The following is a 20,069-nucleotide window of genomic DNA, read 5'->3' as shown; positions in this document are numbered from 1 at the left end:
CGGTCGTGAGGTCAGCGGTCCCGGCCCGCGCCCGCGGAGGGCACGGCCGTGAACAGCCTCGGTTTGGGCAGCGAGCGCTCGGCGAACGCGGCGAGGACCGACTTCTCGACGGCCGGGTGCCGGTCGACCGGCACCAGCGCGATGGCCGAGCCGCCGAACCCGCCGCCGACCATCCGCGCGCCCAGCGCGCCCGCGGCCATGGCGGCGTCGACGGCGAGGTCGAGCTCCAGGCACGAGACCCGGTAGTCGTCGCGCAGGCTGGCGTGCGAGGCGCTCAGCAGCGGGCCGATGTCGCCCAGTCCGCCGGCGCGCAGCAGGTCGACGGTCTGCAGGACCCGGTCGTTCTCGGTCACCACGTGCCGCACCAGTGGCCGCAGGTCCTCGGGCAGCCTGGCCAGCGTCCCGGTCAGCTCGCTGACCTCGACGTCGCGCAGCGCGGGCACGCCGAGGATCCCTGCGGCCCGCTCGCAGCCCGCCCGGCGCGCGCCGTAGCCGCCGTCGGTGTGCGAGTGGCTGGCGCGGGTGTCGACCACCAGCACCTCGAGCCCGGCCGCGGCCGCGTCGAAGTGGACCTGCTCGGACTTGCCGGACCGCACGTCGAGGAACAGCGCGTGCGCCTCGACGCAGCACAGCGACGCGGTCTGGTCGAGCAGCCCGGTCGGGGCGCCGACGAAGTCGTTCTCCGAGCGCTGCACCCACCGGGCGATCTCCTGGCGGGTCGGCGAGGAGGCCTCGTCGCCGTCGGGGGACAGGCCCGCGAGGCCGAGCAGCGCGAGGGCGACCGCGCACTCCAGCGCGTGCGACGAGGACAGGCCCGCGCCCGCGGGCACGTCGCCCGCGACCATCAGGTCGGCCCCGCCGGTGATGCCCTGCGACCGCAGGACCCAGGCCACCCCCGAGGGGTACGCGGCCCACCCGGACACGAGGCCGGGCTCCAGGTCCGCGATCGGGAACGGGTCCGCGTGCTGGACGTTGCCGTCGACGCCCAGGGTGCCGACGGCGAGGACGCCGTCCGCGCGAGGCGCCGCCGCCACCGCGATCCGGTAGGGCAGCGCGAACGGCAGCACGAAGCCGTCGTTGTAGTCGGTGTGCTCGCCGATCAGGTTCACCCGGCCGGGGGCCGACCAGATGCCGTCGGGCACCCGGCCGTACACCTGCTGGAACGCTGCGGCGGCTCGGTCCGCCGTCGTCACCGCGCCTGCACCATGACGGCGTGGGCGACCGACGGGTCGAGCGTGGCGCTGCTGCCGTTGCCGCGGACCTTGATCACCTTGGCGCCCGCGAGCGGGTCGACCTCGACGGTCCCGCCGGGCACGACGCCCGCGTCCTTCAGCTCGGCCATCAGGTCGGGGTCGAGCTGGATGTGCTCGGCGATCCGGCGCACCTCGACCTTGCCGCCGCCGCGGCGGGCGACCTCGTCGATGCGGATCAGGTCCGCCTCGGCGGCGGGCGCGGGCTTGCCGTCGCCCAGCTTGTCCAGGCCGGGGATCGGGTTGCCGTAGGGCGAGGTCGTCGGGTTGTTGAGCAGCTTGACGAGCTTGCGCTCCACCGCCTCGCTCATGACGTGCTCCCAGCGGCAGGCCTCGCTGTGGACGTGCTCCCACTCCAGCCCGATGATGTCGACGAGGAGGCGCTCCGCGAGCCGGTGCTTGCGCATGACCGCGATGGCCAGGTTGCGGCCCTGGTCGGTCAGCTCGAGGTGCCGGTCCCCGGCCACGATCACGAGACCGTCGCGCTCCATGCGGCCGACGGTCTGGCTCACGGTCGGACCGCTCTGCCCAAGGCGCTCGGCGATCCGAGCCCGCAGGGGCACCACGCCCTCTTCCTCGAGCTCGTAGATGGTCCGGAGGTACATCTCCGTGGTGTCGATGAGGTCGTTCACGCCCGCTCCCCTTCGTATGTCGTCAATGCTAGTCGCACCCGAGGTCACTACAGGCCACGTGTGGTGCCGAGGTCGGTCGCGGGCGGTGCAGGATGGTGTCGTGCATCCCTTGATCAGCACCGAAGCGCTCGCCGCGGCACTGAGCGGTGACCGTCCACCAGTCGTTCTGGACGTGCGTTGGCGACTCGGTGGACCACCAGGACGTCAAGACTACGAGGTCGCGCATATTCCCGGTGCGGAATATGTCGACCTCGACCAGGAACTCTCCTCACCACCCGGTCCGGGCGGCAGGCACCCGCTCCCCGAACCGGTGGCACTGGAGCGCGTCCTGCGCGCCGCGGGCGTCCGCGCGGGCCACCCCGTGGTCGCCTACGACGGTGGTGACGGCTCGGTCGCGGCGCGCGTCTGGTGGCTGCTGCGCTGGGCGGGCCACGACGAGGTCGCCGTCCTCGACGGCGGCTTCGCGGCATGGACCTCCGAGGCCCGCGAGGTCACCGCCGCCACCCCGGCCCCGAAGCCCGGCGACATCGAGGTCCGCCCCGGCGCCATGCCCGTGGTCGACGCCGACGGCGCCGCCACCCTCGCCCGCACCGGCGTCCTGCTCGACGCCAGGGCGGGCGCCCGCTACCGCGGCGAGACCGAACCCGTCGACCCCAGGGCGGGCCACATCCCCGGCGCCCTCAACGCCCCGTCCGCCGAACACGTGGGCGCCGACGGCCGCTGGCTCACCGCGGCTGCTCTCGCCACCCGCTTCCAGTCCCTAGGCGTCACCGCCGACACACCCATCGGCGCCTACTGCGGCTCCGGCGTCACCGCCTCCTCCGTCATCCTGGCCCTGGAAGTCGCAGGCTTGACCGACAAAACCACCCCCGCCACCCTCTACGCGGGCTCCTGGTCCAACTGGTCCACCGACCCCACCCGCCCAACCGCCACCGGCCCCGACGCGGGCTGACCCACCCCCTCCGGCGCCCTGCCGCCGGAGGGGGTGGTGTGTTTGGCCCGTCGGCGCAGCTCTGACGCGGATGTCCTGCCGTCGGAGGGTGCCGGGGTGGTCTGCGCTTCGGCGCTGCCCTCGCACGGATGTCCTGCCGTGGTAGTGGGACCGGTGGTTCGCTCACCGGCTCACCCTGCACACGGGTGCTCAGCCGCCGGGATGGCGGCGCGGACCGCTCCTCGGTGTAGTCCGCACATTGGTGCTCGCCCCCCGTTAGGTGCCGGTCTGGTCCGCTTGTTGGTGGAGCCCGCCATGCGGGTGTTCTGCTGTCGGGGCCGGTGTGGTCCGTGCTTCGGCGCAGCCCGTACTCGTACGGCCCGCCGTCAGAGGTCGCTGTTGGTCTGCTCGCCAGCTCACCCGCACGCGGGTGTCCCGTCGCTGGAGGGCGCCGGTGTGGTGCGTTCGGAGTAGCCGCAGGCGAGTGTTCTGCCGTCGGTGCATGGCTGGCGTGGTCCGCTCGGCTCACCCCCCGCACGCGGGTTCTTGGCCGGATGCCGGGCGCCCCGCGCCTCGGTGTGGCCTGTACGCGGTGTTCGGTTGTCCGGGGGCCGGTGCGGCGCGCTTCCACACAGCCTGCATGCGGGTGTCCTGCCGCCGGAGGGCACCGGTGTGGTGCGTCTCGGCGTAGCCGCGCGCGGGTGGGCGCCGTCGCTGGTCGCTGGTGCGGTCGCCTTGCCTGCCCACATTGCACGCGGGTGCTCGGCCGCCGGTGGTCTGCTCGTCGGCGCAGCTCTTGCGCGGGTGCTTGGCCACCCTGCGACCGCGTCCGGCGCTCGCCGGCCGCGTTCCGGAATGCCCACCTGCCCCCGGACCTCGGCCCCCCCGGACACATCCACCGCTCCCCTCGGCTCACCCCCCGCCCGACCCACCCCACCGGAGCGGGGTGTGTCGGGCGGGGTGGGGTCAGGCGTTGGGGATTTTGTTGAAGCCTGCGGTGGCGAGTTTCAGGGCGATGCCGCAGGTGTCGATCTGGTCGACCGGGGTGACCGAGGCGAGGAAGGCAGGGGTGATCTCGTCGGGGTCGTCGGTGAGCATGACCATGACGGAGCAGTCCTCGCCGTCCTTGATCTCGTAGGCGGTGTTGCCCGCCACCTCGATCTCCTTGGCCTGCCCCTCGTACTCGGCGAGGGTGACCATCATCAGGACCACGGCGAACGGGTCGGAGGTGGTCTGGACGCAGCCCTTGGTGGGGGAGGGCTTGGCGCCGACGGCGGCGCCGACCTCCGCGGGTGTGAGCAGGTCGCAGTTCTCGTAGCCGGAGGTCTTCTTCTTGGTCGTGATCTTGATCTTGCCGGTGGGCTTGCCCGTCGTGCCGGTGGAGCCGGTCGACGCGGCGGTGGGCTTCGACGCGCTGGTCGGGGCCTTGCCGGTGGTCGACGGCTTCGTGGTCGAGGTGGTCTCGACCGGGCCCGCGTCGGCGGCGATGACCGCGGTGCCGTTGATCTTCTGCGCGCAGCCGCCGAGGCCGAGGGTCAGGGCCACGGTCAGGGCGGCGGCCAGCGCGGGGACTCGTCGCATGTGCATGGGGGCTCTGACCTCGTTCCGTTGGACGCGGTTCCATCCTCGATGGCGGGCGTCTTCGGGAGGACTCTAGGTGCGGGCCGCCCCCGCCGTCCGCAGGGCTGCCAACCTGTGATCTGGGCTAGGTTGCGACCCATGGGCAAGGCAGCCGCAGTCGTCTGGGACCAGTCCTTCCTCGGGTACGACCTGGGCGGGGACCACCCGCTGAACCCCGTCCGGCTGGATCTCACGATCCGGCTCGCGACGGAGCTCGGCGTGCTCGACGGCGTCTCCCTGATCGCCCCCGACGCGGCGACCGACGACGACATCGAACGCGTCCACGAGGCGGCCTACCTCAACGCCGTCCGGGCGGCCCCGCACGCGGCCTGGGACGTCGGTCATGGCCTCGGGACCAGCGACAACCCGGTGTTCGAGCGGATGCACGAGGCGTCCGCGCTGATCGTCGGGGGCACGATGGAGGCGGCGCGGCGCATCGCGTCCGGCGAGGCGGACCGGGCGGTCAGCATCGCGGGCGGCCTGCACCACGCGATGCGCGACCACGCCGCGGGCTTCTGCGTCTACAACGACTGCGCGGTCGCGATCTCGTGGCTGCTGGACAACGGGTTCGACCGGATCGCCTACGTCGACGTCGACGTGCACCACGGCGACGGCGTGCAGAACGCGTTCTACGACGACCCGAGGGTCCTGACGATCTCGGTGCACCAGAACCCGATGACGCTGTGGCCCGGCACCGGCTGGCCCGCCGAGCTGGGCGGGAAGGGCGCGGAGGGCACGGCGGTGAACCTGCCGCTGCCGCCCGGCACCCGCGACGGGAACTGGCTGCGCGCCTTCCACGCCGTGGTGCCCGGCCTGCTCGGCGCGTTCCGGCCGCAGATCCTGGTCACCCAGTGCGGCGTCGACAGCCACCGCGAGGACCCGCTGGCCGACCTCTCGCTGTCGGTGGACGGCCACCGGGCGATCTACCGCGCGCTGCGCGACCTCGCCGAGGCGCACGCCGGCGGGAAGTGGCTCGCGCTCGGCGGCGGTGGCTACGAGCTGCTGCGGGTGGTCCCGAGGTCGTGGACGCACCTGCTGGCCACGGTGCTGGACCGCGACGTGGAGCCGAACGTCCCGCTGCCGCCGGGCTGGGTGTCGCACGCCTCCCGGCTGGCCCCGAACCGGCCGCTGCCGTCGTCGATGACCGACGCCGCCGACACCACCTTCACGCCGTGGGGCGGCGACGGCGACACCCCGGTCGACGGGGCGATCCGCAACACCCGGCGGGCGGTCCACCCGCTGCACGGCCTGGACCCCGACGACCCGCGGGACTGAGCGCCGACCAGCGCTCGCCGTCCGGGTCGGTCACTGTGGGGGTACCCGAACCCAAGGAAGAGTGGAACCGGTGGCGGACATGGCCGAGGTCGACCCGTACGACTTCCCGGAGCACTGGGAGGCCGACGTCGTGCTGTCCGACGGTGGCACCGTGCACCTGCGGCCGATCACGCCCGACGACGGCGAACGGCTGCTGGCCTTCCACGGCAGGCTGTCCGAGCGCACCCGCTACTTCCGCTACTTCGGCCCGTACCCGCGGATGCCCAAGCGGGACCTGGAGCGCTTCAGCACGGTGGACCACCGCGACCGCGTCGCGCTGGTGGCGTCGCTGGGCGACGACATCGTGGCCGTCGGCCGGTTCGACCGGCTGGACGGTGGCGACTCCGCCGAGATCGCCTTCGTCGTCCAGGACGGCCACCAGGGGCGCGGGCTGGGGTCGATCCTGCTGGAGCACCTGGCCGCGGCGGCCCGTGAACGCGGGCTCGGCCGGTTCGTCGCCGAGGTGCTCGCCGAGAACGGCCAGATGGTGCGGGTCTTCCGCGACGCCGGGTACGTGGTCAGCCGCGAGTTCGAGGAGGGCGTGCTGCACCTGGAGTTCGCCATCGACCCGACCGACCAGTCCGTCGAGGTGGCGCGCTCCCGCGAGCAGGCCGCCGAGGCGCGCAGCGTGCACAACCTGCTGCACCCCAGGTCGGTCGCGGTGATCGGGGCCTCCACGGACCCTACGAAGATCGGCAACGCGGTGCTGTCGAACCTGCTCGCCGCCGACTTCACCGGCCCGGTCTACCCGGTCAACGCCGAGCACCGCTCGGTGCGCGGGGTCCGGGCGTACCCGTCCGTGCTGGACATCCCGGACGACGTGGACCTCGCCGTGGTCGCGGTGCCCGCGGCGAGCGTCGACGAGGTCATGGACGCGTGCCTGGCCAAGGGCGTAAAGGCGCTGCTGGTGGTGTCGTCGGGGTTCGGCGAGACCGGCCCGGACGGCCGCAGCGCGGAACGCAGGCTCGCCGCCGAGGCCCGGTCGCACGGCATGCGGGTGGTCGGCCCGAACGCCCTGGGCGTGCTCAACACCGATCCGGGGGTCCGGCTCAACGCCACCCTCGCGCCCCGGCTGCCCGCCCGCGGCCGCACCGGCTTCTTCTGCCAGTCCGGCGCCTTGGGCACCGCGATCCTGGCCAACGCCGCCGAACGCGGCCTCGGCCTGTCGACCTTCGTCTCGGCGGGCAACCGCGCGGACGTGTCCGGCAACGACCTGCTCCAGTACTGGGAGACCGACCCGGCCACCGACCTGGTGCTGCTGTACCTGGAGTCGTTCGGCAACCCGCGCAAGTTCGCCCGCCTCGCCCGGCGGCTCGGCCGCACCAAGCCGATCGTCGCGGTGAAGTCCGGGAGGCACGCCGTGACGCCCGCGCTGGCCGAGAACTCGGTCGCCATGGACGAGGCGAGCGTGCAGGCGCTGTTCGAGCAGGCGGGCGTGATCAGGGTCGAGTCGCTGGCCCAGCTGTTCGACACCGCGCTGCTGCTGGCCCACCAGCCGCTGCCGCGGGGCAACCGGGTCGCGGTGGTCGGCAACTCGACCGCGATCGGCCTGCTCGCGGCGGACACCGCCCTCGCACAGGGGCTGGAGCTGGCGGGCGACCCGGTGGACATCGGCGCGCAGGGCGGGCCGGAGGAGTTCGCCGCGGCCGTCCGCGACGCGCTGCTGCGCGACGACACCGACGCGCTGGTGGTCGTCTTCGTGCCGCCGCTGGCGGTGCCCGGCACGGCGTACGCCCGCGCGCTGCGCGAGGTCGTGGAGGAGTCCGGGCTGGCCAAGCCGATCGCCTCGACGTTCCTCGCGGTCGAGGGCGTGCCGGACGAGCTGGCCGTGGCCGGTCCCGGCGGCGCGCCGGGCCGCGGCTCCGTGCCGTCCTACCCCTCGCCGGAACGCGCGGTGCTCTCGCTCTCCCGCGCGACGCGGTACGCGCGGTGGCGCTCGGCGCCGCAGGGCACGTTCACCCGGCCGTCCGGCATCGACAGCGACAGGGCGTCCGCCCTGGTCACAGCCCTGCTTGCGGAGGGCGTGGAACGGGTGGACGACGACACGTCGGTCCGCCTGCTGGCCTGCTACGGCATCGACGTGGTGCCGTTCCGGGTGGTGACGTCGGCGGACGACGCGGTCGCCGCGGCCGTGGAGCTGGGCTACCCGGTGGCGATGAAGTCGACCGACGACCGGCTGCGGCACCGCTACGACCTGGTCGGGGTGCGGCTGGACCTGGGCGGCGAGGAGGCGGTCCGGGCGGCGTACGAGGCGCTCACCGAGGTGGCCGACGGGCCCGGCGCGTACGTGCAGCGGATGGCGCCCAAGGGCATCTCGTGCACCCTCGGCCTGCAGGACGACCCGTCGTTCGGCACGCTGCTGTCGTTCGGGCTGTCCGGGCTGGTCAGCGACCTGCTGGGGGACCGGGCGTACCGGTCGGTCCCGGTGAGCGACACCGACGCCGCCGCGCTCGTCCGCGCGCCCAAGGCAGCCCCGCTGCTGGCGGGCTACCGGGGCGACGTGCCCGCCGACCTGCCCGCGCTGGAGGACCTGGTGCTCCGGTTGGCCGCACTGGCCGAAGACCTGCCCGAAGTCAGGTCGCTGGCGCTCGAACCGGTGCTGGCGTCGGCCGCGGGCGCTTTTGTGAGTAGTGCTCGCATTGTTGTCGGCCCACCTCCGTCGCGCAACGACGGCGGACCCCGACGATTGCGGTCGACCGGCATCGGACGGTAATCGGATTTTCTTATCGCGGTTACGGCTCGCGACGTCAGCGTTGACATTTATCGGATCCTTGACCGGTCAGGATGGCGTTTTCGCGATCGGGCCTAGACGGAAACGTTTTCGCCGCCTAGATTCCCGGCGAGCACGTGGACCGATAACCGATGACCCGTCCGATTATCGGACGGGTGTTCGACGGATGCGTCCGTCGACGACTCCCGCGGAGGGGAAGAACAGTGCCGAAATCGTTGTTGCGGCTGGTCGCGGCCTGTTCCGCATTTTTGCTCGTCGGCGCCTGCGGTTCCGGTGACGAGTCCGGTCTGGTCGGCAAAGCGGGCAAGGGGACGATCGACATCGGCATCTCGTTCGACCAGCCGGGGCTGGGCGTGCGGAGGCTGGACGGGACGTTCAAGGGCATCGACGTCGACGTCGCGCGGTACGTGGCGGGCGAACTGGGCGTGGATGAGACGGGAATCACCTGGTCGGAGGCCCAACCGGCCAACCGGGAGAAGCTGCTGACCTCCGGCCAGGTCGATCTGGTGCTCTCCACCTACTCGATCACCGAGAAGCGGAAGGAGGTCATCGACTTCGTCGGTCCGTACTTCCTGGCGGGTCAGGACCTGCTGGTCCGAATGGACGATGGTCGGATCACCGGACCCGAGTCGCTCAATGACGATCCCAATCTCAGGTTGTGCTCCGTGCAGGGCACGACATCGGCGGAGTTCGTGAAGACGGAGTTCGCGAAAAACGTAAAACTCGTCGAGTACCCGAAGTTCAGCGACTGCGTCACGGCGGTGCTGGCGGACAACGCCGACGCGATGACCACCGATGACGTGATCCTCGCCGGTTACGCCGCTCAGAACCCCGAACTGCTGCGGGTGGTCGGCCATCCGTTCAGCAAGGAGGAATACGGCATCGGCCTGCGGAAAGGTGACGCCCCCGGCAAGGCCAAGATCGCCGACGCCGTCCGGAAGATGATCTCGAGCGGTGAATGGCGGAAGATCATCGAACGCAACGTCGGCCCGTCAGGATATGTGATCCCGGACCCGCCGACGGTGGCTTCCTGAGACGGTCCACACTCGGGGTTCACTCGTATGCGCACTGTGAGCGACGTAGGCTCACTGCTCGTGACTGCTACGCATCGCATCCCCTCGTACCGGGCCGACGGCCCGGTACGGGCCGGTATCCCCGATCACGGCCGGATCCCCCGCTACTACGCCGTCAAGACAGAACTCCTGTGGTTGGTCGACGCACTCGGGGAGGGTGCCGCGCTACCGTCCGAGCGAGAACTCGCCGAACGCTTCTCCGTGTCCAGGGTGACCCTGAGGCAGGCGGTCGGCGAGCTCGTCCTGGAGGGCAAGTTGCAACGTCGCCAAGGCAGTGGCACCTTCGTCGCCCCGCCCAAGCTCGTCCAGCCCCTGTCGCTGGTCAGCTACACCGAGGGCATGCTCCGCCAGGGGGTCGCCCCGGCGCGCACCGTGATCACCTGCGAGCTGCTGCCCGCCGACGAGGTGCTGTCGCGCGACCTCAGGCTCGACGTCGGCGCGCCGGTCGTGCACCTGGAGCGGGTGCTGCTGGCCGACGAGGAGCGGGTGGGGCTGGAGTCGACCTACCTGTCGGTCGCCCGGTTCCCCGACCTGCTGGACGTGTTCGACGCGACGACGTCGCTCTACTCCTGCCTGACCGACCGCTTCGGTGTCGTGTTCGACGAGGCGGAGGAGCGGGTCGAGACGGTGCTGGCGACACCGCGCGAGGCGCTGCTCGTCGGCAACAACCCCGCCCTGCCGATGCTGCTGCTGCACCGCGTCTCCTACGACACCGCCGGCGAGCCGATCGAGCGCGTCCGGTCCCTGTTCCGGGGTGACCGCTTCAGCTTCGTGGCCAGGCTGACCGCGGAGAAGTGACCTGTCCGTCCACTGAGGACACCCGTCGGCACCGTTGCCGAGCCGTTGCCGACAACCGCCCGTTAGCAGGAACTTCGGCCGGCCTCGACCGGGGTACCGTGGTGCGACGCAGCTGCGCGGCGTCCGCGACGCGGCGGACGGATCGAGGTGTGCCGTGACGTTCAAGGCGGAGTTCCTCGCAGAGCTGGAGGACTGCCTGCGCGGCTACGGGGTGGTGCCGGTGAGCCACCCCGGTGCGCTCGCGCGGTTCATCGAGTACGTCCGGCTGCTGCCGGAGGACGACCCCAAGCTCCGCTGCCTGGCCGGTGTCGACCAGGGGTCCGGCTCGTTCTGGAACAACCCGGCCGTCTGGTGGGAGCGGGTGCCCACGTTCGGGGGCGCGGACGCCGACTGCGCCGCCCTGCTGGACGACCTGCTCGACGAGGCCGTGCACGACGAGATCGACGTGCTGGAGATGGAGATCCGCGAGCTCCCCGGCTGACCCCGGACACGGCGGAACCCGTTGCGCGGCCGGTGGTCGTTCCGGGTGCGCAACGGGTTCGCGGGTCACCGCGTGCGGTGGTTCAGACGTTCAGCAGCTTGTCGAAGAAGGCGCGGTACTGGCGCAGCGCCACCCGCAGCTCCTCGGTCTGGACTTCCTCGCCCGCGCTCCACTGGCCTTCGAGCGACCGCTTGTGGTCGGCGAACGTGGTGGCGAGGCTCTGCATCACCTGCGCGACGAGCTCGTCGGCGTGCTGCACGGCGTCACGGGGGCTGTCGACGAAGTCGGCTTGCAGTCCGCGCCACTCGGTGCGGAACCGGTCGACCTCCTCGCCGGTGAACAGCGTGGCGATGGAGACGTCGTCGTTCGTGGAGGGCTTCGCCTGCACCGGCTCCTCGACCGCCACCGGCTCGTCGTCGACCGTGTCCTCGTCGACCACGGTGTCCTCGTCTGCCACGACGTCGTCCGAGTCGTGCAGGTCGTCCACGGAGTCGTCCGCCGCGGTGTCCGCGTCGGTCCTGGTGTCGTGGTCGACCGCGTGGTGCGCGGCCGTCGGGTCGTCGTGCGTCGCGGGCTGCTCGTCGTACTGGCTCGCCGGCTGGTCGTCGTACTGGGCGTTGTCGTACTTCTCGGCGTCCACGGCCACGTCGTCGTACTGCCCCGACCCGGCCGGGCGGTCGTCGTAGTGCTCGCCCTTGTCGGTGAGGTCGGCGTGCCCCTCGGTCCTGTTCCGGTCGTCGGGCAGCAGGTCCTCAGTGCTGAGCGGCCGGACGTCTTGGCGCTCGGTCATGGTTTCGCTCCCTCTCATCAGGCCTTGTGGGCCCGGTCGTCGGTGGTCGTGGTGCCGAGGAGGTCCTGGAACAGGGTGCGGTAGTGCACCATGGCGTTGCGCAGGTCTTCGGTGGTGGCGTCCCCGGCCTCGTCGCGCTGCGAGATCTCGTGCGCGGAGCGGTAGTGCTCCAGCGTGTTCGAGTGCTCGACGGACAACAGCTCCGCCTGCTTCTCGTAGCCCTCGGTCGGGTAGCCGCGCTCGGACATCAGATCGGTCACGAGCACATCTGCCTCGGCCACCGCACCGGCGGGGGCGTCGACGAACTGCTCCTGGATGCGGGTCCAGTGCCGCGCGTAGCTGTCCCGCGCCTGCGGGCTCAGCTCCTTCACTTCCAGTTCGGCGTGCTTCTTCTGGCGGTCGAGCAGCTCGCGCTCCGCAGCCGTGCGGTCGCCACTGCCCTCCACCGCCCTGTCGTACTCAGGGCCGAACTTCTCCTGCAACCGCCGCCTCTGGAGGTACTTGTTCAACAGGACTGCGATCACAGCAAGTACGACCAGCACGACGACGATGCCGATGATGGCGCCCGTGGACATCGCAGCCTCCTTCGGTCGGGGGGAAGAGTTGACGAAGCACGGGTTCCCTTGTGCCACAGGGATAAACATCGTGTTTCCAGCGGCGCAGACCACTACTGCAAAAGGCCGCACCCAACCCCCGAACGCAACCACCCGCACACGTTCAGTCGCCACCCGCCAACCAAGATCCCTTGACCCCGAACGCTTTCCGCACCCACCCCCACCCGCGACACCAAGTCCACATGCGAACACCACCACAACAACCAAGAGCAGAAGGAAAGGAGTCAGAACCCTCTATCCAAAGCCCAGCAAGGAATCCCGAACCCCACACCACCACCAAGCATCCGACGCGGAACACCCGCCACTCGCCCAACGCGGAGCAACCACCCACCCCACCCCACCCCACCTCAGCCACGTTGGGCGCAGCCCGCCAGCGCGCATCCGGCGCGGAGCGCCTGGGGCCTTGTCCGCCGCGCAGCAAGGATGCCCTGTCCGCCGCGAAGCGCGGATGCCCCGTCCAACGGCGAAGCCGTGGATGCCTCGTCGGGCGGAGCCCGATGCCTGAGTCAGGCGCAGCCTGATGCTGGCGAAGCCAGATCCCCTCCCGCCCCCGATAAACAGCGCCCTCCTGCCCCACCCCTGTTTGTCAAGACAGCTTCACCGTCTTGACAAACAGGGGTGGGGCATTGAGACAATCGCGCACCGGGGGCCGGGCTTCGCTCTTGCCCCTCAACCCCCACCCCTACCGAGCCACAGCCTTCCGATACTGCCGAATCGCCAACGGCACGAACAACGCCAAGATCACCACGCTCCACACCACCGACGCCACCACCGAGTGCTTCAACGGCCACACGTCCGGCGGCGGGAACTGCGGACTCGTGTTCCCGAACAGCTCCCTGGCCGCCTGCGTCACCGCCGAGATCGGGTTCCACTCCGCGAACGCCTTCAGCGGCCCAGGCAGGTTCGTGGTCCCCACGAAGGTGTTCGCGATGAACGTCAGCGGGAAGATCACGATGAAGCTCGCGTTGTTCACCACTTCCGGGCTGCGCACCGCGAGCCCGACCACCGCCATCCCCCACGACACCGCGTAGGCGAACAGCAGCAGCAACCCGAACCCGGCCAGCGCCTCCAGGAACGACGAGTGGATCCGCCACCCCACGATCAGCCCGGTCACCGACATCACCACGATCACGATGACGTTGTTCACCAGGTCGCTGGTGGTCCGGCCGATCAGCACCGCGGACCGCGCGATCGGCAGTGACCGGAACCGGTCGATGATGCCCTTCTGCATGTCCTCGGCCAGGCCTGTGCCGGTGATGGTGGCGCCGAACAGGACGGTCTGGGCGAAGATGCCCGCCATCAGGAACTCGCGGTAGTTGATGCCGGGGATCTCGATCGCGCTGCCGAACACGTAGGCGAACAGCAGCACGAACATGATGGGGGACAGGGTCGAGAAGACGATGAGGTCGGGGACCCGCTTGACCTTGATGAGGTTGCGCTTGGCGACGACCGCGCCGTCCGCCAGCGCCTCGACGAACCCGTTCACGCGCCACTCTCCCCGTCGGTCAGGTCTTCCTCGGCCGCGCGGCCGGTCAGCGTCAGGAACACGTCGTCCAGCGTCGGTCTGCGCAGGCCGACGTCGAGCACCTTGATGGCCTCGCCGTCGAGGAGCCGGACGGCTTCGACGAGCACGTCGGCACCGCCTGAGACGGGCACGATGACGTGGTTGCCGCGTTCGTCGACGGAGATGTCGGCGATGGCGAGCGGGGCGAGGGCGGCCTTGGTGAGGGCGACGTCGCGGGCCGACGCGACGGTCAGCTCCAGCCGTTCGCCGCCGACCTGGGCCTTGAGCTGGTCGGAGGTGCCCTCGGCGATGACCCTGCCGTGGTCGATGACGGCGATCTTGTCCGCCAGCCGGTCGGCCTCCTCCAGGTACTGCGTGGTCAGCAGCACGGTGGTGCCGCCTGCGACCAGCTCCTCGATCACGTCCCACATGCCGAGCCTGCTGCGCGGGTCGAGGCCCGTGGTCGGCTCGTCGAGGAACAGCACGACCGGTTTCGCCACCAGCGCCGCGGCCAGGTCCAGGCGCCTGCGCATGCCACCGGAGTAGCCCTTCACGGGCCGGTCGGCCGCCTCGACGAGGTCGAAGCGCTCCAGCAGCTCGCGCGCCCTGTCCCGGCTGGGCTGCTTGCCGAGGTGGTAGAGCCTGCCCACCATGTCGAGGTTCTCGAAGCCGGTCAGGTTCTCGTCGACGGCCGCGTACTGGCCGGACAGGCCGATCTTGCGGCGCAGCTCCCGCGCGCCCTTCACCACGTCGAGGCCCGCGACCGACGCGTTGCCGCCGTCGAACTCCAGCAGCGTGGTGAGCACCCGCACGGCCGTCGTCTTGCCCGCGCCGTTGGGGCCGAGCAGGCCCATGATGGTGCCCTCGGGCACCGCGAGGTCGAGACCGTCGAGCGCGACGACGGCCCCGTAGCGTTTGACCAGGCCTTCGGCCAGGATTGCGTCTGCCATCCGCACATGATGCGGGTGCGCACCGACAATTTCGTCCGAATTGCGCTCGCGCCCCCCTGACCAGGTGATATCGGAACACCAGAACGCCGCCGGACCGGGGGGACCGGTCCGGCGGCGACGCGGCGCGCTTCGCCGGCGGTGTCGCGGATCGCGTCGACACCGCCGTGTGCCGCGCCGTGGTCGGTGGTCCGGACGGCGGGTGGGGGAGTCCCCGACCCGCCGTCCGGACGGTCAGCTCAGGCTGCGGTAGCGGCGCACGGCCAGCGGCCAGAACACCGCGGTGATCGCGAGCGGCCACACGACCGCCATCAGCAGCGAGTGCTGCGCGACCCACGAGTCGCCACCCCAGCCGGGGTTGCCGAACAGGCCGCGGATCGCGCCCACCGTGGCCGACAGCGGGTTCCACTCCGAGATGACGCCCATCCAGTGCGGCATCGTCTGCGGCGACACGAAGGTGTCGGAGAACATGGTCAGCGGCAGCAGGATCGTCCACACCACGGAGGTGTTCTCCGGCTTGATGACCAGGCCGAGGAAGATCCCCAGCCAGATCATCGCGAACCTCAGCAGCAGGAGCAGCCCGAAGGCCGCCAGCACGTTGCCGAAGCCCAGCCGCCACTCCCAGCCGACCGCGAGGCCGCACACCATCAGCACCGCGATGTCGAGCGTGGAGTTCAGCAGGTCCGCGGCGCTGCGGCCCGCCAGGAAGCCGGTGCTCGACATGGGCATCGAGCGGAACCTGCTGTTGACGCCCCGGTGGGTGTCCTCGGCTATCGCGACCAGCGTGACGCCGACGCCGAGCACCACGCTCTGGCCGAACAGGCCGGGCATCAGGAACTCCCGGTAGTTCCAGCCGCCGCTGGCGACCATCACCGCGTTGCCGAACACGTACCCGAAGATCAGGATCGAGACCACCGGGTACATCACGCTGCTGAAGATCCGGACCGGTTGCCGGACCCAGTGGATGAGGTCGCGCGAGGCGACGTTCCACGTGTCGCTGACCACCCACCGGAAGCGCTGCACCAGGCTGCGCGACGCCATGGGGGTCCTGGGGGGCAGGGTGAGTGTCATACCGCTTCCACCTCTTCCGCGTCCTTCCCGGTGAGCAGGAGGAACACCTCGTCGAGGGTCGCCCTGCGCAGCGTGACGTCCTCCGCGTCGATCCCCGCGTCGTGCAGGGCCCGCGTGACGTCGGTCAGCGCGTGCGCCCGGTCGGCCACGGCCGCGCTGATCCGGTGTTCCCCGGCGGCCGTCTGGAGCTTGCCGCCCGCGGCGCGCGCCATCACGCCCGCCGCCGCCGGCAGCTGGGCGATGTTCCGGACGGTGACGTCGATCCAGTCGCCGCCGGTGCGCGCCTTGAGCTCGTCGGGCGTGCCGCTGGCGATCTCACGACCGCCGTCCATCAGCACGATCTGGTCCGCCAGCTGGTCCGCCTCGTCGAGGAGCTGGGTGGTGAGCAGCACGGTGGTGCCCGCCTGGGCCAGCGCGCGCACCGCCGACCACATCTCGATGCGGTTGCGCGGGTCGAGGCCCGCGGTGGGCTCGTCCAGGAACATGACCCGCGGTGCCGTGATGAAACTCGACGCGAGGTCGAGCCTGCGGCGCATGCCGCCCGAGTAGTACTTGACCTGCTTGCTGGCCGCCGCGTTGAGGCCGAACTGCTCGAGGAGCTCGTCCGCGCGGCGCTTCGCGTTGGCCGCGCTCAGGTGGTAGAGCCTGCCCCAGAGGGCGAGGTTCTCCCGACCGGTCAAGATGTCGTCGACCGTGGACTGCTGCCCGATCATCCCGATGTTGTTGCGGACCTCCGCTGCTTGTCGTGTGACGTCGTACCCGGCGACCGTGGCGCGCCCGCCGTCGGGGCGCATCAGGGTGGAGAGGATTCGCAGCACCGTCGTCTTCCCTGCGCCGTTGGGGCCGAGCAGCCCGCAAACCGTTCCCGCTGGGACCGACAGGTCGAATCCGTCCAGTGCGTAGTACCCGCCGAACCGCTTGCGGAGGCCTTCAGCGAAGAGAACAGGTGAGCTCACGACAACCTCCTAAACTGTGTATGTCGTACACCCTGTGTACTATATATACAGTTGTGTGGCACGATGTCAAGGCGAGGGAGCCCGGGATGGTCTCGGAAGTGGGTGATCCGGAACGCAGTGTGGAACTGCTCTGGGGTGGGAAGACGCACCCCGGCCGGGGGCCGAAACCCGCGCTGACCCTGGACGGCGTGGTCGCGGCCGCGGTCGAGGTCGCCGACCAGGAGGGGCTCGCCGCCCTGTCCATGCGGCGGGTCGCGGAGAAGCTCGGGTTCACGACCATGTCGCTCTACCGGTACGTGCCCGGCAAGGCTGAGCTGCTGGACCTCATGCAGGACGCGGTCGTGGCCGAAGTCGTGCTGCCGGACCACCGCATGGGGTGGCGCGCGGGGCTCGCCTACTCGGCCCGGCAGGACTGGGAGCTCTACCAGCGGCACCCGTGGATGGTGCAGGTCGCCTCCACCCGGAGCGTGCCGGGCCCGCACTACATGGCCGACTTCGAGGCCCGGCTGAAACTGCTGGTGGGGACGGGGCTGAGCGGCCGGGAGATCATGGCCGTGGCGAACCTGGTGTCGCAGTACGTGGAAGGCGCCGCCCGGCGGGTCGCGGAGGCGCAGCAGGCCGAGCGGACCAGCGGCGTGAGCCTGGAGGAGTGGTGGACCTCGCGGGTGTCGCTGTGGGGGCACCTGACCGAGGACCGGTACCCGACGCTGGCGCGCGTGTGGATGGGCGGCGGCTACGAGGGCATGGTCGACGACTTCGAGTTCGGGCTCCAGCGCGTGCTCGACGGCATCGAGATGCTGGTCCGCGGCCGTGGTGAAACCTCGGATCGTGATGAAACTCCGGGTACTTGCGTCACGTGCGGGAAGCCGGTGGAGAAACCGGCCACCGGGCGCCCGAAGGAGTACTGCTCACGGGCGTGCCAGCAGCGGGCCTACCGGGCGAGGCAGGCGGCGGGGTCGTGAGCAGGGCGGACGGGTGCCGGGGTCCCGGTGCGCGCGACGGGACCCCGGCGGTCGTCGCTAGTGCGTGCCCAGCACGCCGTCGACCCGGCGCGGGATGCCCAGCGGGTTGCCGTCCTTGAGCTCGGCGGGCAGCAGGCCGTCGGGCCAGGACTGGTAGGTGACCGGGGCGATCCAGCGGCGGATGGACGTGGAGCCCACCGAGGTGTGCAGCGGGTTGGTGGTCGACGGCCACGGGCCGCCGTGGTGCATGCCCCAGGCGACCGCGACGCCGGTCGGCCAGCCGTTGAACACCAGCCGTCCCGCCACCCGGCGCAGCACCTCGGCGACCTGCCCGGCCAGCGGGTGCTCGGTCGGGTCGGAGTGCACGGTGCCGGTGAGCGTCCCCGGCAGCTTCGGCAGCACGGCCAGCAGGTCGGCCGGGTCGTCGTAGGTCACGACCAGGGCCGCGGGACCGAAGTGCTCCTCGGTCAGCTTCTCGACGTTGTCGGCGAACACCGCGAGCGGGACGGTGAACAGCCGCGGTGCCACGCTCCAGCCGTCGGCGGGCCGGTCGCCGGTGGAGACCTCGGTGACCAGGTCGCCCGCCGCCAGCGCGTCGGTGCCCGACCGGTAGGAGTCGCACATCCGCTCGTTGAGCATGGTGCCGCCGTGGCTGGCCGCGACCGCCGCGCCGAGCGGTTCGACCAGCGCCTCGGGTGCGAAGAGCAGGCCGGGGTTGGTGCAGAACTGGCCGACGCCCATGGTGAGCGACTGCGCGAACGCGGTGGCGATCTCCTCGGGGCGCGCGGCGGCGGCGTCCGGCAGCACGACCGCCGGGTTCACGCTGCCGAGCTCGCCGTAGAAGGGGATGGGGTCGGGGCGGCCTTGGGCGATGTCGAACAGGGCGCGGCCGCCGCCGGTGGAGCCGGTGAAGCCGACGGCGCGCACCCGCGGGTGCCGGACGAGCGCGACACCCGCCTGGACGCCGTGGACGATGCCGAACAGGCCTTCGGGGGCACCGGCCGCGGCGAGCGCGGCCGTGACGACGCGCGCGGTCTCGCGGGAGGTGCCGGGGTGGGCGGAGTGGGCCTTCACGACGACGGCGCACCCGGCCGCGAGCGCGGAGGCGGTGTCGCCGCCGGCGACGGAGAAGGCGAACGGGAAGTTCGAGGCGGAGAACACGGCGACCGTCCCGAGTGGACGGAGCACGCGGCGCAGGTCCGGGCGGGGCGGGACGGTGTCGGGGTCCGGCGAGTCGATGGTCGCCTCGACGTAGCTGCCCTCGCGCAGCACCTCGCCGAACAGCCGGAGCTGGTTGGTGGTGCGCTTCAGCTCGGTGGTCAGCCGGGGCACGCCGAGCGCGGTCTCGCCGTCGGCGGTGGCGACCAGCAGCTCTGACTCGGCGTCCAGCGCGTCGGCGACGGCCTCCAGCACCACCGCGCGGTCGGCGGCGGGCGTAGTGGACCACGCCTCGAACGCGGCTGCCGCGGCGGTCACGACTCCGTCGACCTCGCTGTCGGTGGTCTCGGTCACGGGCTCGCCGATGGGCTCGCCGGTCCGGGGGTTGTAGCCCTGCACGATCACTTGCCCGCCTCCTTCACCGCGGTGTCGAACTCCGGACCGCACCACACGCCGCCGACGTGCCTCTGCGCCAGGGAGTCCGGGTCGGGGGTACCCACTTCGGACGCGAACACCTCCGCGTCGTCCTTGGACTCGTAGCCCAGCGCGAACGCCTCGTCGAGGGAGAACCAGCGCCGGGTGTTGTCGGAGACGCCCCACACGACCCGGAAACCGGGGCTGGGCGCGGCGACGCACGCCTCGAACAGGCGGGCCGCGTCGTCGGGGGACAACCAGGTGGACAGCATCCGGGCGTCACGGGGCTTCTCGAAGCACGACCCGATCCGGATGGCGATCACGTCCATGCCGTAGCGGTCGGCGTAGAGGCTGCCGAGCCCCTCCATCGCGACCTTGCTGACGCCGTAGTACGTGTCGGGCCTGGGGAACAGGTAGTCGCCCGCCTCGCCGTCGGACCTCGGCGCGTAGCCGACGGCGTGGTTGGAGCTGGCCAGCAGCACGCGGGTCACGCCCTGCCTGCGCGCCGCCTCCAGCACGGTGTGCGTGCCGTCGATGTTGACCTCGAGCGTCCGCTCCCACGAGCTCTCGAGGCTGAGCCCGCCGAGGTGGATGACCGCGTCCACCCCGGACATCGCCTCCTCCATCGCGGCCATGTCCGTGACCGAGGCCTGGACCACCTCGACGTTCTCGCCGCCGTCCGCCGCCGGGATCTCGGCGATGTCCAGCAGGCGCAGGACCCGGTCGCCCTCGGCGAGCCGGGGGCGCATGAGCGTGCCCAGCCCACCGGCGGCGCCGGTGATCAGGATTCGTGCGGTCACGGGTGGGACCCCTCCGGAGTGCG

At 71.3% G+C, this 20,069-nt stretch carries 18 protein-coding genes; 7 read left to right on the top strand and 11 right to left on the bottom strand.

The window, feature by feature from the left end:
- Positions 1-11: 11 nt before the first annotated feature.
- Together galK and CLV43_RS45400 are read right to left on the bottom strand one after the other, a co-directional pair.
- A complete protein-coding gene (gene galK / locus CLV43_RS45405; RefSeq protein ID WP_106196768.1) occupies positions 12-1,193 on the bottom strand; it encodes a galactokinase in 1,182 nt (393 codons plus the stop codon).
- The gene (locus CLV43_RS45400; protein WP_106196767.1) at positions 1,190-1,882 is read right to left on the bottom strand and encodes an iron-dependent transcriptional repressor DtxR; all 693 of its coding nucleotides are present in this window, start codon (positions 1,880-1,882) and stop codon (positions 1,190-1,192) included. Before CLV43_RS45400 ends, galK begins: the two co-directional genes overlap by 4 nt.
- A 100-nt stretch (positions 1,883-1,982) precedes the next feature.
- Here CLV43_RS45400 and CLV43_RS45395 point away from each other — a divergent pair, with 100 nt between their 5' ends.
- Positions 1,983-2,834 (top strand): sulfurtransferase, encoded by an 852-nt coding sequence (locus CLV43_RS45395; protein ID WP_106196766.1) that lies wholly within the window; start codon positions 1,983-1,985, stop codon positions 2,832-2,834.
- Positions 2,835-3,779: 945 nt separating this feature from the next.
- Here the strand turns inward: CLV43_RS45395 and CLV43_RS45390 are convergent.
- Complete coding sequence (locus CLV43_RS45390) at positions 3,780-4,400, bottom strand: DUF3558 domain-containing protein (RefSeq protein WP_106196765.1); 621 nt, start codon at positions 4,398-4,400, stop codon at positions 3,780-3,782.
- 132 nt (positions 4,401-4,532) lie between these two features.
- On the opposite strand from CLV43_RS45390, the gene CLV43_RS45385 reads away from it, so the two are divergent.
- From CLV43_RS45385 to CLV43_RS45365, 5 genes are all read left to right on the top strand, one after another.
- The gene (locus CLV43_RS45385; protein ID WP_106196764.1) at positions 4,533-5,708 is read left to right on the top strand and encodes an acetoin utilization protein AcuC; all 1,176 of its coding nucleotides are present in this window, start codon (positions 4,533-4,535) and stop codon (positions 5,706-5,708) included.
- 79 nt (positions 5,709-5,787) lie between these two features.
- Positions 5,788-8,460, top strand: a complete 2,673-nt coding sequence (locus CLV43_RS45380) for a bifunctional acetate--CoA ligase family protein/GNAT family N-acetyltransferase (protein ID WP_106196821.1) — start codon at positions 5,788-5,790, stop codon at positions 8,458-8,460.
- Between the two features lie 233 nt (positions 8,461-8,693).
- Positions 8,694-9,512 (top strand): glutamate ABC transporter substrate-binding protein, encoded by an 819-nt coding sequence (locus tag CLV43_RS45375; RefSeq protein ID WP_425445811.1) that lies wholly within the window; start codon positions 8,694-8,696, stop codon positions 9,510-9,512.
- Between the two features lie 60 nt (positions 9,513-9,572).
- The gene (locus CLV43_RS45370) at positions 9,573-10,349 is read left to right on the top strand and encodes a GntR family transcriptional regulator (protein WP_245887509.1); all 777 of its coding nucleotides are present in this window, start codon (positions 9,573-9,575) and stop codon (positions 10,347-10,349) included.
- 154 nt (positions 10,350-10,503) lie between these two features.
- Positions 10,504-10,830 (top strand): hypothetical protein, encoded by a 327-nt coding sequence (locus tag CLV43_RS45365; RefSeq protein WP_106196761.1) that lies wholly within the window; start codon positions 10,504-10,506, stop codon positions 10,828-10,830.
- A gap of 82 nt (positions 10,831-10,912) precedes the next feature.
- Here the strand turns inward: CLV43_RS45365 and CLV43_RS49890 are convergent, their stop codons facing one another.
- The 6 genes from CLV43_RS49890 to CLV43_RS45335 form a co-directional block, all read right to left on the bottom strand.
- A complete protein-coding gene (locus CLV43_RS49890) occupies positions 10,913-11,620 on the bottom strand; it encodes a hypothetical protein (RefSeq protein ID WP_245887508.1) in 708 nt (235 codons plus the stop codon).
- 17 nt (positions 11,621-11,637) lie between these two features.
- Complete coding sequence (locus CLV43_RS45355; protein WP_106196760.1) at positions 11,638-12,195, bottom strand: hypothetical protein; 558 nt, start codon at positions 12,193-12,195, stop codon at positions 11,638-11,640.
- Between the two features lie 721 nt (positions 12,196-12,916).
- Positions 12,917-13,720, bottom strand: a complete 804-nt coding sequence (locus tag CLV43_RS45350; RefSeq protein ID WP_106196759.1) for an ABC transporter permease — start codon at positions 13,718-13,720, stop codon at positions 12,917-12,919.
- On the bottom strand, positions 13,717-14,688 hold the full coding sequence (locus tag CLV43_RS45345) for an ATP-binding cassette domain-containing protein (RefSeq protein WP_106196758.1): 972 nt from the start codon (positions 14,686-14,688) through the stop codon (positions 13,717-13,719). The genes CLV43_RS45350 and CLV43_RS45345 overlap by 4 nt, the downstream gene beginning before the upstream one ends.
- A 231-nt stretch (positions 14,689-14,919) precedes the next feature.
- Complete coding sequence (locus tag CLV43_RS45340; protein WP_106196757.1) at positions 14,920-15,756, bottom strand: ABC transporter permease; 837 nt, start codon at positions 15,754-15,756, stop codon at positions 14,920-14,922.
- Positions 15,753-16,712, bottom strand: coding sequence for an ATP-binding cassette domain-containing protein (locus CLV43_RS45335; protein WP_106196756.1), 960 nt, complete (start codon positions 16,710-16,712; stop codon positions 15,753-15,755). The genes CLV43_RS45340 and CLV43_RS45335 overlap by 4 nt, the downstream gene beginning before the upstream one ends.
- Positions 16,713-16,798: 86 nt before the next feature.
- Here CLV43_RS45335 and CLV43_RS45330 point away from each other — a divergent pair, with 86 nt between their 5' ends.
- A complete protein-coding gene (locus CLV43_RS45330) occupies positions 16,799-17,674 on the top strand; it encodes a TetR/AcrR family transcriptional regulator (RefSeq protein WP_106196755.1) in 876 nt (291 codons plus the stop codon).
- A 57-nt stretch (positions 17,675-17,731) separates the two neighbouring features.
- On the opposite strand, the gene CLV43_RS45325 is transcribed toward CLV43_RS45330, so the two are convergent.
- Both CLV43_RS45325 and CLV43_RS45320 read right to left on the bottom strand, forming a co-directional pair.
- Complete coding sequence (locus tag CLV43_RS45325; RefSeq protein WP_106196754.1) at positions 17,732-19,237, bottom strand: aldehyde dehydrogenase (NADP(+)); 1,506 nt, start codon at positions 19,235-19,237, stop codon at positions 17,732-17,734.
- A complete protein-coding gene (locus CLV43_RS45320) occupies positions 19,234-20,046 on the bottom strand; it encodes an NAD-dependent epimerase/dehydratase family protein (protein ID WP_106196753.1) in 813 nt (270 codons plus the stop codon). Before CLV43_RS45320 ends, CLV43_RS45325 begins: the two co-directional genes overlap by 4 nt.
- Positions 20,047-20,069 lie beyond the last annotated feature (23 nt).

The sequence above is a fragment of the Umezawaea tangerina genome, from assembly GCF_003002815.1.
In the GTDB taxonomy this organism is placed as follows: Bacteria; Actinomycetota; Actinomycetes; order Mycobacteriales; family Pseudonocardiaceae; genus Umezawaea; species Umezawaea tangerina.
The sequence above is the reverse complement of the archived record's forward strand: the minus strand, read 5'-3'. Positions and strand labels throughout refer to the sequence as shown.

What these genes read in the sequence shown, in the direction of transcription:
- CLV43_RS45390 (WP_106196765.1), bottom strand. Translation starts at nt 4,400, where the DNA reads ATGCACATGCGACGAGTCCCCGCGCTGGCCGCCGCCCTGACCGTGGCC.
- CLV43_RS45385 (WP_106196764.1), top strand. Translation starts at nt 4,533, where the DNA reads ATGGGCAAGGCAGCCGCAGTCGTCTGGGACCAGTCCTTCCTCGGGTAC.
- CLV43_RS45380 (WP_106196821.1), top strand. Translation starts at nt 5,788, where the DNA reads ATGGCCGAGGTCGACCCGTACGACTTCCCGGAGCACTGGGAGGCCGAC.
- CLV43_RS49890 (WP_245887508.1), bottom strand. Translation starts at nt 11,620, where the DNA reads ATGACCGAGCGCCAAGACGTCCGGCCGCTCAGCACTGAGGACCTGCTG.
- CLV43_RS45355 (WP_106196760.1), bottom strand. Translation starts at nt 12,195, where the DNA reads ATGTCCACGGGCGCCATCATCGGCATCGTCGTCGTGCTGGTCGTACTT.
- CLV43_RS45345 (WP_106196758.1), bottom strand. Translation starts at nt 14,688, where the DNA reads ATGGCAGACGCAATCCTGGCCGAAGGCCTGGTCAAACGCTACGGGGCC.
- CLV43_RS45340 (WP_106196757.1), bottom strand. Translation starts at nt 15,756, where the DNA reads ATGACACTCACCCTGCCCCCCAGGACCCCCATGGCGTCGCGCAGCCTG.
- CLV43_RS45330 (WP_106196755.1), top strand. Translation starts at nt 16,799, where the DNA reads ATGGTCTCGGAAGTGGGTGATCCGGAACGCAGTGTGGAACTGCTCTGG.